Source organism: Micromonospora sp. LOL_023 (assembly GCF_048060115.1).
In the GTDB taxonomy this organism is placed as follows: Bacteria; Actinomycetota; Actinomycetes; order Mycobacteriales; family Micromonosporaceae; genus Micromonospora_E.
Genome location: NZ_JBHMIM010000017.1, coordinates 12,433 through 25,769, shown reverse-complemented (window position 1 = coordinate 25,769; position 13,337 = coordinate 12,433). Strand labels below are relative to the sequence as shown.

Below are 13,337 nucleotides of genomic sequence, written 5' to 3'. Positions count from 1 at the left end.
CGGATGGTTGACGACGACGCTGCCCGGGACCTACCGACCACCCCCACCGCCCCCGTACCGGTGATCAGTGTTTCCGGGACACCGGCGCGGTGCGGTGCCGGGTACGGCGAGGCGGCGGCCGGCCTGGTCGCCGACAACCTCGAGCGGTACCTGCGTAGGTTCCGTGACGAGGCGGGGCTGAGCCGTGCGGCGGTGCGGATCGCCGGCAGTACGTTCCGCAGCGCCAGCCAGGCGGCGCACCCCAGGGTGGCCGAGATGCTCGACGGACTGGCCGAGGGCGCCGGGGCCGCAGTCGACGAGATCTACGCGCTGAACGCCCGTACCGAACTGTTGTACGGAGCCGGCTCGGCCAGCGCCAGAGCCCGCCGTCCGACGTCCGGCGACCAACCGGTGCCGGGCGCGGCGACCAGCGGCGACGACGAGTGGCAGCTCAGACCGGACGGTGCCGACGGCGGCTGTACGGCCGCCGGCGTGCTCGGCACCCGCACTCGCGACGGGCATCTGCTGCTCGGCCAGAACTGGGACTGGCACCCCGATCAGCGGGACACCATGGTGTTGCTGCGTACGGTGGACGAGCACGGTGCCGTGGTGCTCACCCTCGCCGAGGCCGGCATGCTGGCCAAGACCGGCCTGAACTCGGCCGGGCTGGGTGTCTGCGTCAACATGCTCGGCAGTGACCGGGACGGGCTGGCCGCCGACCGGGCACCAGGAGTGCCGTACCACGTGTTGCTGCGGGCGGTGCTCGAAGCCGGCAGCCTTGGCCAGGCGTCCCGGGTGGCCTGCCGCACCACCCGCAACGCATCGATCAACCTGCTGCTCGGTCAGGCCGGCCCGTACGGGGGCGAACTGCTCGACCTGGAGATGGTGCCCGGCGACGTCGGCTGGCTGCACCCGACCGACGGCATCCTCACCCACGCCAATCACCTGGAGTCGGCGCTGCCGGTTCGGGACACGATGAAGGATTTCGGCGGGTCGTCGCTGTTTCGGGCGGCGCGGGCCCGCCGGCTGCTCGTCGATCGGGCCGACCGCGCGCCGGTGGGCCTCGCCGACCTGGCTGACGTCTTCCACGACCATCTGGGTCTGCCGCTGGCGATCTGTCGACACCTCGACGAGCAGGACGCCCCGGCCGATCAGGGGGAAACGGTCTACTCGGTTCTGCTCGACCTCGACAGCCGTCGGCTGGGGCTGGCCACCGGGCCGCCCTGCCGGCACGAGTACCAGTGGTTCGAGCTGACCGGCGTCACCGGATGAGTTCGGCCCGGACCAGCCGCCACGGTTGCCCCGGGCCGCAGTGGATGCGTACGTCGAGCGGTGCGACCCGGACCCGGATCCGTGCGTGCCGGGTCAGTTCGACCGGCTCGTCGCTGTACAGCGAGTGCTCCACGCCGTCGTCGGTGATCAGGCCGTAGCAGGGGCCGGTGCCGCCCTGGGTCACCGTGCCCACCAGCCAGTCGCCGGTGATGAGGTCCGAGGGCGTCTTCGGCGGGGTGCCGGGACGCGGTGGGGTCGGCGGGACGGTCTGGGACAGCCCTGGTGGCTGCGCCGTCGCGTTGTCCGTGGCGTCACTGGTCGGTGTGCCGGCTTCGGCCGGCACCGGTCCTTGCCGCGTCGGCTCGGGTCCTCCCGGGGACGGGTCGCCGCGCGGCGAGCGGCCACCGCCCGAGGACGGGCCGCAGCCGGTGGTGATGGCGAGCGTGGCGGCCACCGCGAGCGTGGCGAGGGCCAGCCACCCGGGCGGCGTACCGTGCCGTCGAACGGCTGACCATCTGATCAGTCTGGTTGGCGCCATGCTGGTTGGACGCCGCCCGGCCGGTCGCAGTTCCCTGCGACCGGCCGGACGGATCGCACCGGTCAGGAAATCCGGATCTTCATGGTGGTGCCGTCCACCTCGACCACCCGGATCTTGACGCCGACCGCGGGCAGCTTCACGCCGTGGTTCGGCAACTCCTCGAAGAAGTACTTCTTGGTGTCGTCGAACACCGGCTTGGCGGCCTGGCCCCGGACGTACTGCGGCTGGCCGTTGACGTGCAGCGTGAACGAGTCGGCCTTGGTCAGGCTGAACGGCGCGTCGTACACCTGGACCCGGGCCCGCCACGGCGCCCCGGTCAGGTTGTACATCGGCCGCGGCCGCGAGTCGATGTAGAGGTTGCGACCCTCACCCGGATGTACGTTGGTGTTGTTGTCCGCCTGGGAGGTGTCCCAGTACGAGATCAGCAGACCCTCCTGGTACGCGTAGTGGTCCACCCAGTCCGGCTTGGTGTTGGCGTACCCGAAGAAGTACGGGCCGGTCTTGAGGTAGCGGTCGTAGGAGACGTACGAGCGGTGACCGGCGATGTAGTAGTTGTCGAACTCGCCGGTGACGCTCGCACCCACCGCCGACCAGCCGCTCAGGGCCCAGCCGCCGTCGCCCTCCGCACCGTCGGTGAAGATCGGCGACCCGTCGGCGGTCACGACGATCTCGTCGCCGAAGAAGCCGCCGTAGGCGACCGCGCCGTCGGTGCGGTAGAGCAGCCGGACCAGGACCTCGTCACCGGCGTACGCGTCGAGCGGTACGGCGATGTCCACCCACTGGCCACCGGTGGAGCTGTCGATCGCCGGGGTGCCGCTGCCGTCGGTGCCGAACGGGCTGCCGTTGATGGTGCCGTCCAGCGACGTCCAGCTGGTGCCGCCGTCGGTGGACGCCTGGAAGTACAGGTAGTCGTAGTCGTCCTCGATGTCGTAGCGGGCCTTCATCGACAGGGCGGCGGTGGCGGCCCCGGTCAGGTCGAACTCGCGGGTCATCGTGTTGTTCAGGTCGTCGGAGTTGCCGGAGAAGTACTGCAGCTCACCGGCGTACGGCTCGCCCAGCTCGGTGGTGACCTGCTTCTTCGGCAGGACCACCACGACCGCCTGGGCCCGCTTGGTGTTGTACTCCTGCGGTCCGAGGTGCAGGGTGCGCTTCTGGCCGGCCACCACGACCTCGTAGTCCAGCCAGCCGAGCTGGAGCTTGTTCCAGGCACCGAGGTCGCCGGGGCGCTCGCCGATGCCCTGGTCGGTGGCGGCGCCCAGCCGGCTCTGCGCCATCAACGTCCAGTGTTCGTTGTTGTTGTCGCCACCACCGGAGGTGTCGTAGTCGTCCGGCAGGCCCAGGTCGTGGCCGTACTCGTGGACGAAGACGCTCAGGCCGCCGTTCTCCGGCTGGATGGTGTAGTCGCCGATCCACAGTCCGGTGTCGGCGATCTGGGTGCCGCCCAACAGGTTGTCGGCCGGTCCGGTCAGGCCGGCGTCGCTGGCGAAGGCGTACCAGCGGTGGCTCCAGATGGCGTCCTCGCCCTGCCACGGGTCGCCGTCCTCCTGGCCGTGGCCGGCGTGCACGATCTGGAAGTGGTCGAGGTAGCCGTCGGGCTCGTTGAAGTCGCCGTCACCGTCGTAGTCGTACCGGTCCCACTTGTCGAACTCGCGCAGCTCGGCGGTGATCTCCTCGTCGGTACGCCCGAGCGCCCGCTGGTCGGCGACCCACTGGTTGGCGGCGTCGCGGACCAGCTGCCAGACGTTGCTGCAGACGTTGCTGCCGCACAGGTCACGGCCGTAGCGGGCGCCGTTGTAGCGGACCTTCACCCAGTCGGTGACGGTGCCGTCGATGCTGTAACGGCCGGAGGACTGGGTCTCGAAGTAGGTCTTGACCGACTCGACACCCTCGCCGGCTCCGAAGTAGAGCTGCCGGTAGTGCTCGGCGGAGTAGTCGGCCTGCCAGACGGTGCTGTTGTCGACCGAACGGTCCGGCTCGGGGATCTGGTTGTGCAGCGGTCCGTCGAAGGTTTCCGGTCCGGGCCAGCCGGGGTTGCTGTCCACGTCCGGGTAGCTGGGGTGCCGCTCGTCGCCGTACTCAGCCAGAATCACGAAGATCCGGTCGGTGGTCTCGCGCTCCAGCTCGACGTACTGGTCCTTGGAAGCTGTGGTGTTGCCGGCGGCCCGACCGGCGATGCCGGCTTCGGGTGTCTCGCCGACCTTGGCGACCGTGCTCACGCCGCGTCGCTCGGGCGTGAGTCGCCCGCTGACCACTTCGCTGACCGCGCGTTCGCGCAGCTCGCGACGCTTCTCGCCGAGCGGGTTCGGTAGGTCGTCGGTGCTCGGGGCTACGGCTTCAGCAGGAGCAGCCGGCGTGTCCACCGGCGGTGCTGCCATTGCCGTCGCGGGTAGAGCAAAGCTCAATCCCGAGGCGAGCGACACGGTGAGCATCCCCACCATGACTTTGCGCACCTGGTTACCTCCGGTTCGGGGGATTCCGAGCCGCCACTTGGATGGGTGGGGCAGGGAGCTCCGGATGATGTGGCCTCGTTTTGTCGGGGCCATCGTGAACCTAGTCACCCGAGGGAACCTCTGTGAAGGTCAATGCGTCGATTTGTTTCACCGACCTGGCAGGATCGCCCTGATATGTAACAAGCGTCGGGCAGTAGGAACGGGCCGGTCCGGTCGCCACGGCGACCGGACCGGCCCGAAGATCGACAACCGGCGGTACGGCGCGAGCCGCACCGCCGTGACGCGCTGCGCTCAGTCCTCGTCGGACTTGGTGCCCTGCATCCCGGACGAGATCAGGTCCATCACCGTGGAGTCCTGCAAGGTGGTCACGTCACCGAGGGAACGGTTCTCGGCGACGTCACGCAGCAGCCGGCGCATGATCTTGCCGGAGCGGGTCTTCGGCAGCTCCGCGACCAGCATGATCTGCCGGGGCTTGGCGATCGGCCCGAGCGTACGGGCGACGTGGTTGCGCAGCTCCTGAATCAACTCCTCACCGGCTGCGCCGGCGATGTCGGCACTGCCGCGCGGGATGGCGAACGCGACGATCGCCTGGCCGGTGGTCGGGTCGGTGGCGCCGACCACCGCCGCCTCCGCCACCGCGGGGTGCGCCACCAGGGCCGATTCGACCTCGGTGGTGGAAATGTTGTGGCCGGACACCAGCATCACGTCATCGACCCGACCGAGCAGCCAGACGTGGCCGTCGGCATCCTTCTTCGCCCCGTCGCCGGCGAAGTACATCTTGTCGAAGCGGGACCAGTAGGTGTCGACGAACCGGTCGTCGTCGCCCCAGATGGTGCGCAGCATCGACGGCCACGGCTCGCGTAGCACCAGGTAACCACCGCCACCGTTGGGCACCGAGGCGCCCTGGTCGTCGACCACGTCGGCGCTGACGCCCGGCAACGCCGACATCGCGCTACCCGGCTTGGTGGCGGTCACCCCGGGCAACGGCGAGATCATGATCGCCCCGGTCTCGGTCTGCCACCAGGTGTCCACGACTGGGCACCGGTCACCTCCGATGTGCTCCCGGTACCACATCCAGGCCTCCGGGTTGATCGGCTCGCCGACGCTGCCGAGCAGCCGCAGCGAACTGAGGTCGTACCCGACCGGGATCTCCTCGCCCCACTTCATCATGGTGCGGATCAGCGTCGGCGCGGTGTACAGGATGCTGACCTTGTACTTCTGCACCAACTCCCAGAACCGGCCCCTGTGCGGGGTGTCCGGGGTGCCCTCGTACATCAGCTGGGTGGCACCATTGGACAGCGGACCGTACACGATGTACGAGTGCCCGGTCACCCAGCCGATGTCGGCGGTGCACCAGTAGACGTCGGTCTCCGGCTTGAGGTCGAAGACCGCGTGGTGGGTGAACGACGTTTGGGTGAGGTAGCCGCCGGTGGTGTGCAGGATGCCCTTCGGCCTGGCCGTCGTGCCGCTGGTGTAGAGGATGAACAGCGGCTGCTCGGCGTCGAACGGCTGTGCCTCGTGCGCGGTGTCGGCCTTCTCCACCGTCTCGTGCCACCAGCGGTCCTTGTCCGTCCAGGCGACCTCCTCGCCGGTACGGCGGACCACCAGCACGTGCTCGACGGACGGGCACTTGGCGACCGCCTCGTCGACGGTCGGCTTGAGCGCCGACGGCTTGCCCCGCCGGTAACCACCGTCCGCCGTGATGATCACCTTCGCGCTGGCATCCTGTACCCGGCTGGAGAGCGCGTCGACAGAGAAACCGCCGAACACCACGTTGTGGGTTGCACCGATCCGGGCGCAGGCCAGCATCGCGACCGCCGCCTCCGGGATCATCGGCAGGTAGATCGCCACCCGGTCGCCAGCGGTCACCCCCAGCTCGGTCAGGGTGTTTGCCGCCTGACAGGTCATCTGGTGCAGCTCGGCGTAGGTGATGGCGCGGGTGTCGCCCGGCTCGCCCTCCCAGTGGATGGCGACCCGCTGGCCGAGGCCGGCCGAGACATGTCGGTCCAGACAGTTGTACGCGACGTTGAGTTGCCCGCCGACGAACCACTTCGCGAACGGCGGATTGGACCAGTCCAGCACCTGGTCCCACTCCTTGGCCCAGTGCAGCCGGCGAGCCTGGGTCGCCCAGAAGGCAAGCCGGTCGGCGGCTGCCTCGTCGTAGGCGGCCGCAGTGACGTTGGCCGCCCCGGCCAGCTCGGCCGGCGGCTCGAACCGGCGATTCTCCTGAAGTAGGTTCTCCAGTGCTTCGCTCATTCGTGGGGCTCCTCACACGTCGCTTGACTTGCTCCGAGGTTAATGTCGTCGTCTCGTTGGCACGAGACTTGTCACATACCGGGGTGCCCATCTCGCGCCGAGCGGCCACACCAGCGCGGCGGGCGGTCCGGCCCGTGCTCGTCCGCCGCGGCCGGGCACGTAGCGTAGCGGGGTGACCGATGCCGATCCGCTCGCGCCGCTGCTCGACCTCGCCGACGTGGCACCGTCCCTGCACCGCGCCCGGGACGAGGTCGACGCGGCGCTGCGCCACCGGGCGCTGCGTCGACACGGCGGGCAGGTCGCCGCGGAGATCAGCCTGCGGTCGGCGGTGGCCAGCGCGGCGCTGGAGGGCCACCTCTACCCGCTGGCCGACGTACGGGCCGGCACGGTGACCGACCCGGCCGTACAGGGTGCGCTGCGGGTGGCCGAGGCGGTGCCGGCGTTGGCCGACCGCTGGCCGCTCGCACCGCGCCAGATCCTCGCCCGGCTGCACGTACTGGCCGCTCGCGATCTGGTCGAGGCGGACAGCCTCGGCCGACCCGGCGGGGTGCCGGGCGTCGCGAACCGGATCGACGCGCTGTCGGCGTTGGTCGCCGGCGGCACCTCGGTGCCGGCGCTGGTGGTCGCGGCGGTGGTGCACGCCGAGCTGCTGACGCTGCGGCCGTTCGCCGGGCCGAACGGGGTGGTGGCCCGCGCCGCCGGGCGGCTCACCCTGGTCGCGGCCGGGGTCGACCCCCGTGGGTTGCTCGCCGTCGAGGTCGGCCACCGTGAGCGGGAGCCGGAGTACGTCGGCGCGGCGGGCGCGTTCGCGACCGGTACGCCGGACGGCATCCGCTCCTGGTTGCGGCACTACCTGACGGCGGTGGAGCTGGGGGCGCAACAGTTGACCGGGGTCGCCGACGAGGTGCTCGCCAGCGCCTGAGCGCTGCCCGCGGACCGGGTGCTCCGTTCGTCCGGTGAGGTTCGTCAGGTCGAGCTGGCCCTGGCCCGCCGGTGGCGTCCGTACCAGGCGATCCCGATGGCCACGCCGACACCGACGCTCAGCGCCGCGGCGGCGACCGGCACCGCCGGCCGGTCGCGCAGCCGCCGGCCGAGCGGCACCGGGTGGCGGAACGCCAGAACGGGCCAGCCCTGCTCGGTGGCGAGCTTGCGCAACTGCCGGTCCGGGTTGACCGCGGTGGGGTGGCCGACGCATTCGAGCATCGGCACGTCGGTGTAGGAGTCGGAATAGGCGTAACATTCAGCCAGGTCGTATCCGCGCAGGTCAGCCAGCTCGGTGATGCCGGTGGCCTTGGCTGGGCCAGCGGCGTAGAATTCGATTTTTCCGCTGTATCGGCCGTTCTCCACCGCCATCCGGGTGGCGATCACGTCCGTGACCCCGAGCAGCTCGCCGATCGGGCGCACCATCTCCTCACCGGAGGCCGACACCAGCACGATGTCGCGCCCCGCGCCCTGGTGTTCCTCGATCAGCGCCGCCGCCTCCGCGTAGACGTACGGGTTGATCAGCTCGTGCAGGGTCTCGGCCACGATCTGGCTGACCTGATCCACCTGCCAACCCTTGCAGAGCGTCGCGAGGTAGTCCCGGGTCCGGGCCATCGTCTGCTCGTCGGTGCCGCCGAGGCGGAACATCAGCTGCGCGTACGCCGATTTGACGACGTCCCGCCTGGTGATCAGCCCATCGCGGTAGAACGGCCGGCCGAACGCCAAGGCGCTGGACTTGGCGATGACGGTCTTGTCAAGATCGAAGAAAGCGGCGCTGCGGCCCACGACGCGCAAGTCTAGCCGGCCGGTGCGCCGCGCGGTGGTACGCGGGTAGCCTACGACGCCGTAGCTGAGGGAGCCCGTTCCTGACTCGAAGATCAGTTGCCTGGGTACGCTGACCACTGGTCTGCTCCGTGCTGTCACGCGACTCGCGGTAAACACCCCTCGACGCGTGGCGGTCCGCTCAGGCATGCTTGTTTTGTGACACAGTTTCACTTCCAGGCCTGCTCCATCCGGTAGACACTCGGCGGTTGCACCCCCCGTGACCGCTGAGCGAGTTCGGCTCGACCCCCCCGGAGCCGAACTCCAGACGGCCCCCGCCTCCCCCCGGCGGGGGCCGTCGTCTTTCCGGTGGCAAGTCCGGCCTGTCCGGCGGCGACCCCGCTCACCCGGCGGCCCTGCGCCTGCTACGTGGTGGCGGTCCGCCGCGTAGCAGATCAGCACCGCCGCCCCGGAGCTATCCACAGGTGTTCCGGCTGTCCACAGCCTTCGTGATCACCCGGGCGTGACCCGCCCGCCGGCCCCACAGTTGCGGCATCGCTCCCCGATCCGCAAGGAGGCCCTCCGATGTCGCCGCCACGCACCGACACGACCCACTCCCGACGTCTGCCGCTGGTCGTCACCGCCGACGAAGGTCTCCTCGACGATTTGCTGCGGCTGGCCGCGCTCGGCGGCACCGATGTCGACCTGGCCGCCGACCCGGTCGCCGCCCGGTCCCGACACAGCGGTGCACCGTTCGTCCTGGTCGGCGTCGACCAGGCCGCCGCCTACCTGCGGGCCCGGCTGCCCCGCCGGCCCCGGCTGATCCTGGTCGGCCGGGCCGGCCAGGACCAGCCCTGGCAGGTCGCGGAGCTGCTCGGCGCAAAGCACGTCGCGATCCTGCCGGCGGCCGAGCCGTGGCTGGTCGACCGGTTCACCGACCTGCACGTCGGCGATCGGGTGCCAGCCGTGGCCATCGGCGTAGTGGGCGGCAGGGGCGGTGCCGGGGCCAGCGTGCTGGCCGGCGGGCTCGCCGTCACCGCCGCCCGTCGCGGACTGCGCAGCCTGCTGATCGACGCCGACCCGCTCGGCGGCGGGCTCGACCTGGTGCTCGGCTGGGAGCAACTCGGCGGGCTGCGCTGGCCGGCGTTGGCCGACAGCGACGGGCGGCTCGACCCGGCCGCACTGGCCGGGGCGCTGCCCTCCCGGGGCGACCTCGGCCTGCTCAGCTGGGATCGCGGTGCGCCGCTGCCGCTGCCCGCCAGCACCATGACGGCCGCGATCGACGCCGCCCGCCGCGAGCGCGACCTGATCGTGCTGGACCTGCCCCGGCGGCCGGACGACGCCGCCATCGCCGCCATGCACGCGGCCGATCAGATCTTCGTGCTGGTTCCGGCCGAGTTGCGGGCAACCGCCGCGGCGGCCCGGGTCGTCGCCGGCATCCAGGGGCACTGCCCGAACCTGTCGCTGGTCGTGCGCGGCCCCGCACCGGGGCAGCTCAGCGCCCGGGAGATCGCCCGGTCGCTCGGCCTGCCATTGGCCGGGGCGCTGCGGCCCGAGCCACGGATCAGCCGTGGGTTGGAGCGTGGCGACGCGCCCGGCTCCTCGGGTAGCGGCGCGCTCGCCGAGTTGTGCCAGCGGATCGTCGCCGGTCTGGCGGACCGCGCCGCGGCACCGTGACGGCCACAGCGGCAGCTGTACATCAGTCCAGACTTGTCCAGCACAGCGCACTGACCGTTGACACTCACGCCTCCGCCGGCCGCGCGAATGTGACCGCTGGGGTGGGATACCTCTTCGAGCGTGATCCCCTCGGAGGATTTTGATCCCCCAAGGGGATCACGCTGGAACAGAGTTCGGCTTCCGGCCGGCCGCCGCATAGCAGATCGGGTGCGTAGCTCGGGGGTTGTCCACAGGCGGTCGGGTTGTCCACAGGCCGAGTGATCGTCCGGGCGTGAGCTGTCCGCCAGCGTCCAGAGTTGCGGTATCGCTCCCCGATCCGCAGGAGGCCTGGATGCCGCCGCTCCGAATCAGCACGGTCCCGTTCCGATGTCTGTCGCCGGTCATGTCTGTCGCCGAAGGTGTCCTCGATGACCTGCGGCGGTTGGCTGCGTTCGGCGGCGCGGCTCGGGCGGTGGCGTCGTGACCGCCACAGCGGCTGGCTCCGGCAGTTCGGTGGCCGGTGGCTTCGTGGCCGGCAGTTCGGTGGCGGCCGGTTCGTCGGGTGACAGGTCGGTGGCGGCTCGGGTGCGGGAGCGGTTCATCGCCGATGGGGCGGTGGTGACTCCGGCGTCGGTGGTGACTGCGGTGCGGGCGGAGCCGGGTGCGGCGTTGTTGGGTGACGCCCGGTTGTTGCGGATCGCCGGTGAGGTGCACGGGGAGTTGGCCGGTGCCGGGCCGTTGGCTCCGTTGTTGGCCGAGGCTCGGGTGACGGACGTGCTGGTGAACGGTACGTCGGTGTGGGTGGACCGGGGCACTGGCCTGGAGCGTGCGTCGGTGGTGTTCCGGTCGGTCGACGAGGTGCGCCGGTTGGCGCAGCGGTTGGCCGCTGCGGCGGGCCGTCGGCTCGACGACGGTTGTCCGTACGCGGATGCCCGGTTGCCGGACGGAACGCGGTTGCATGCGGTGTTGCCGCCGATCGCGGCGACGGGTCCGTATCTGTCGTTGCGGACGTTCCGGCAGCGTCCGTTCCAGTTGGCCGAGCTGGTCGGGCGGGGCATGGTGCCGGGTCCGTTGGCGGAGTTGCTGCGGGCGGTGGTGGCGGCCCGGTTGGCGTACCTGGTCACGGGTGGGACGGGGTCGGGCAAGACGACGTTGTTGAACACGATGCTCGGGTTGGTGCCGGCCGATGAGCGGATCGTGTTGGTGGAGGATGCCGCCGAGTTGCGGCCGGAGCATCCGCATGTGGTCGGTCTGCAGGCGCGGACGGCGAATGTCGAGGGTGCCGGGACGGTGGGCCTGGGGGAGTTGGTCCGTCAGGCGTTGCGGATGCGTCCGGACCGGTTGGTCGTCGGCGAGTGCCGGGGTGCCGAAGTGGTCGACCTGCTGGCGGCGCTCAACACCGGCCACGAGGGTGGCGCCGGCACTCTGCACGCCAACGCGGCCGGCGACGTGCCGGCTCGGTTGGAGGCGTTGGGGCTGCTCGGAGGATTGCCCCGGCCGGCGCTGCACGCCCAGGTGGCCGCCGCGATCCAGGTCGTCGTCCACCTTCGTCGGGTGGCCAACCGCCGCATGGTGGACGCGGTGTGCCTGCTGACGCCGCAAGGTCCGCAGCATCTGGTGACCGTCGCGCCGGCCTGGCGGTACGGGCACGGCCCGCAGCCCGCTGGCGACACACTCGCCAGCCTGTTCGCCGAGCGCGGGGTGGCGGTCCCGGCGCTGCTTCAGGGCGGATCCCGATGAGCTGGGTGAGCAGGCCGGCCCAGTCGTGGATTCGCCGCCGCCGGGTCCTGGCCACCGCCGCCGGGCCAATGGGCCACGCCGTCGTCCCCACCCATGCATCAGGCCGTTTCCGGGGCCGCGCCGGGCCCGCACAAGCGGCGGCACGGTCTGAAGGACTGCCGGCCCGGCTCCAGACGCTGCCGGCCTGGCTGCCGGCCTGGCTGGCGGCATGGCTGGCGGCATGGCCGGCCCGGCTGCGGCGCGACGCACAGCGCAGTCCTGGTCGGACCACCATCGGGGCCGCCGTCAGCGGCGGCCTGTTCGCCGGTTGGTTCGGCGGCGTGGTGGCGGCCCTGGTGATTGCCGCCTACGTCTGGCTCGGTGTCCGGGCGCTGTTGGCCAGCCAGGGCGCGCATCGGCGGCAGACGTTGCGGGTGCAGCAACTCGACGGATTGGCGGCGCTCGCCGCTGACCTGCGCGCCGGGCTGCCGACCGGGCAGCCGGCGTTGCCCGGCTCGACGGGGGATACCGCCGCAGGCCGGCTCGACCGGTTGGCAACGGCGGCGGCCCGACTGGCGGAGCGGACGGGAGCTCCACTGGCGGAGCTGATCGAGCGGATCGAGACCGACGCGCGGGCGCTGGACCGGGCGCGGGAGGCGGCCGCCGCCCAGGCAGCGGGCTCCCGGGTGACCGCCTGGCTGCTCGCCGGTCTGCCGGCGGGCGGGATCGCCCTCGGGTACGGCATCGGCGTGGACCCGCTGGCGGTGCTGCTCCGTACCCCGATCGGCGCGGGCTGCGCGTTGGGTGCCGTCGGCCTGCAGATCGCCGGCCTGATCTGGACGGAACGGTTGAACAAGGCGCCCGAGGGAGTCGGCTGATGGCCGGCCACCGAGCGGTCCCCGCGCCGCGGGGCGGCGTCCCGATCACCGCGATCGCCGTTCGTCGGCGGCTCAGGCAATTGTCCGGGGTGCCCGGATCGCCAGCCGAGTCGGCAGGCGGTACGTCCCGCCTGGTGCGGCCGGTCGCGGTGCTCGCCGGGGTCGCGGTGCTGGTGCTCGGCGGCAGCTGGATCTTCGTCCCGGTGGGTGTCGCTGTCGCCGTCGGCCTGGATCGGCTGTTGCGGCGGATCGAGCCGCCGGGGGCGCGTCGGCAGCGGCTGCGTGAGGCGGCCGACCTGCCACTGGCCGCTGACCTGTTGGCGGCGGCACTGCGCGCCGGGTCTCCGGTCGACGGCGCTGGCGTCGCGGTCGCCGAGGCGGTGGCCGGACCGCTCGGGGCCAGGTTGGGCCGGGTTGCCCGCGCGTTGCGGCTCGGAGCGGAGCCGGTTGACGCCTGGCGGCCGTTGGCCGAGGTGCCGGCGGGCGATCGGGTCGCCGCCGCCGCGATCCGCTCCGCCGCCAGCGGTGCTGCTCTCGCTGGCGCGTTGGTCCGGGTCGCCGACGACCTGCGGGCGGGCCGGTCGGCCGCCGCCGAAGCGCAGGCACGCCGCGCCGGTGTGCTGATCGTGCTGCCACTCGGGCTGTGTTTCCTGCCCGCCTTCATTCTCGCCGGCTTGGTGCCGGTGATCGTCGCCGTCCTCGGCGACGTCCTCTGAGGAAAGGAGTCCATCATGCGGTTGACGTCCGTATCCACATCGATACACGAGGCACCGGCCGGCCCGGCGCTCGCGCCGGGCCGGCCGGTGGTCGGCCGGGTCGTGGCGCGGCTGTCCCACCGGTTGCGCG

General features: G+C 71.5%; 11 protein-coding genes. 7 read left to right on the top strand and 4 right to left on the bottom strand.

Features of this window, described 5'->3' with window-relative positions:
• The first annotated feature begins 3 nt into the window (after positions 1-3).
• Entirely contained in the window at positions 4-1,251 is a 1,248-nt protein-coding gene (locus ACFHVL_RS11640) for a C45 family autoproteolytic acyltransferase/hydolase (RefSeq protein WP_416627645.1), read from the top strand.
• On the opposite strand, the gene ACFHVL_RS11635 is transcribed toward ACFHVL_RS11640, so the two are convergent.
• The 3 genes from ACFHVL_RS11635 to acs form a co-directional block, all read right to left on the bottom strand.
• Entirely contained in the window at positions 1,241-1,789 is a 549-nt protein-coding gene (locus tag ACFHVL_RS11635) for a hypothetical protein (protein ID WP_416627644.1), read from the bottom strand. The two genes, ACFHVL_RS11640 and ACFHVL_RS11635, sit on opposite strands and share 11 nt — an antisense overlap.
• A 62-nt stretch (positions 1,790-1,851) precedes the next feature.
• A complete protein-coding gene (locus tag ACFHVL_RS11630) occupies positions 1,852-4,224 on the bottom strand; it encodes an immune inhibitor A domain-containing protein (RefSeq protein ID WP_416627719.1) in 2,373 nt (790 codons plus the stop codon).
• 306 nt (positions 4,225-4,530) lie between these two features.
• A complete protein-coding gene (gene acs / locus ACFHVL_RS11625; protein WP_416627643.1) occupies positions 4,531-6,495 on the bottom strand; it encodes an acetate--CoA ligase in 1,965 nt (654 codons plus the stop codon).
• 172 nt (positions 6,496-6,667) lie between these two features.
• Here acs and ACFHVL_RS11620 point away from each other — a divergent pair, with 172 nt between their 5' ends.
• Entirely contained in the window at positions 6,668-7,417 is a 750-nt protein-coding gene (locus tag ACFHVL_RS11620) for an oxidoreductase (RefSeq protein ID WP_416627642.1), read from the top strand.
• A gap of 44 nt (positions 7,418-7,461) precedes the next feature.
• On the opposite strand, the gene ACFHVL_RS11615 is transcribed toward ACFHVL_RS11620, so the two are convergent.
• Positions 7,462-8,271 (bottom strand): HAD family hydrolase, encoded by an 810-nt coding sequence (locus ACFHVL_RS11615; protein WP_416627718.1) that lies wholly within the window; start codon positions 8,269-8,271, stop codon positions 7,462-7,464.
• Positions 8,272-8,823: 552 nt separating this feature from the next.
• Here ACFHVL_RS11615 and ssd point away from each other — a divergent pair.
• From ssd to ACFHVL_RS11590, 5 genes are all read left to right on the top strand, one after another.
• A complete protein-coding gene (gene ssd / locus ACFHVL_RS11610) occupies positions 8,824-9,915 on the top strand; it encodes a septum site-determining protein Ssd (RefSeq protein WP_416627641.1) in 1,092 nt (363 codons plus the stop codon).
• A gap of 331 nt (positions 9,916-10,246) precedes the next feature.
• Positions 10,247-10,378, top strand: coding sequence for a hypothetical protein (locus ACFHVL_RS11605; protein WP_416627640.1), 132 nt, complete (start codon positions 10,247-10,249; stop codon positions 10,376-10,378).
• A 59-nt stretch (positions 10,379-10,437) separates the two neighbouring features.
• Entirely contained in the window at positions 10,438-11,634 is a 1,197-nt protein-coding gene (locus ACFHVL_RS11600; protein ID WP_416627717.1) for a TadA family conjugal transfer-associated ATPase, read from the top strand.
• Positions 11,635-11,639: 5 nt separating this feature from the next.
• On the top strand, positions 11,640-12,491 hold the full coding sequence (locus ACFHVL_RS11595) for a type II secretion system F family protein (protein WP_416627639.1): 852 nt from the start codon (positions 11,640-11,642) through the stop codon (positions 12,489-12,491).
• Positions 12,491-13,207 (top strand): type II secretion system F family protein, encoded by a 717-nt coding sequence (locus tag ACFHVL_RS11590; protein WP_416627638.1) that lies wholly within the window; start codon positions 12,491-12,493, stop codon positions 13,205-13,207. Before ACFHVL_RS11595 ends, ACFHVL_RS11590 begins: the two co-directional genes overlap by 1 nt.
• Positions 13,208-13,337: the final 130 nt, after the last annotated feature.

What these genes read in the sequence shown, in the direction of transcription:
- ACFHVL_RS11640 (WP_416627645.1), top strand. Translation starts at nt 4, where the DNA reads ATGGTTGACGACGACGCTGCCCGGGACCTACCGACCACCCCCACCGCC.
- ACFHVL_RS11635 (WP_416627644.1), bottom strand. Translation starts at nt 1,789, where the DNA reads ATGGCGCCAACCAGACTGATCAGATGGTCAGCCGTTCGACGGCACGGT.
- acs (WP_416627643.1), bottom strand. Translation starts at nt 6,495, where the DNA reads ATGAGCGAAGCACTGGAGAACCTACTTCAGGAGAATCGCCGGTTCGAG.
- ssd (WP_416627641.1), top strand. Translation starts at nt 8,824, where the DNA reads ATGTCGCCGCCACGCACCGACACGACCCACTCCCGACGTCTGCCGCTG.
- ACFHVL_RS11605 (WP_416627640.1), top strand. Translation starts at nt 10,247, where the DNA reads ATGCCGCCGCTCCGAATCAGCACGGTCCCGTTCCGATGTCTGTCGCCG.
- ACFHVL_RS11590 (WP_416627638.1), top strand. Translation starts at nt 12,491, where the DNA reads ATGGCCGGCCACCGAGCGGTCCCCGCGCCGCGGGGCGGCGTCCCGATC.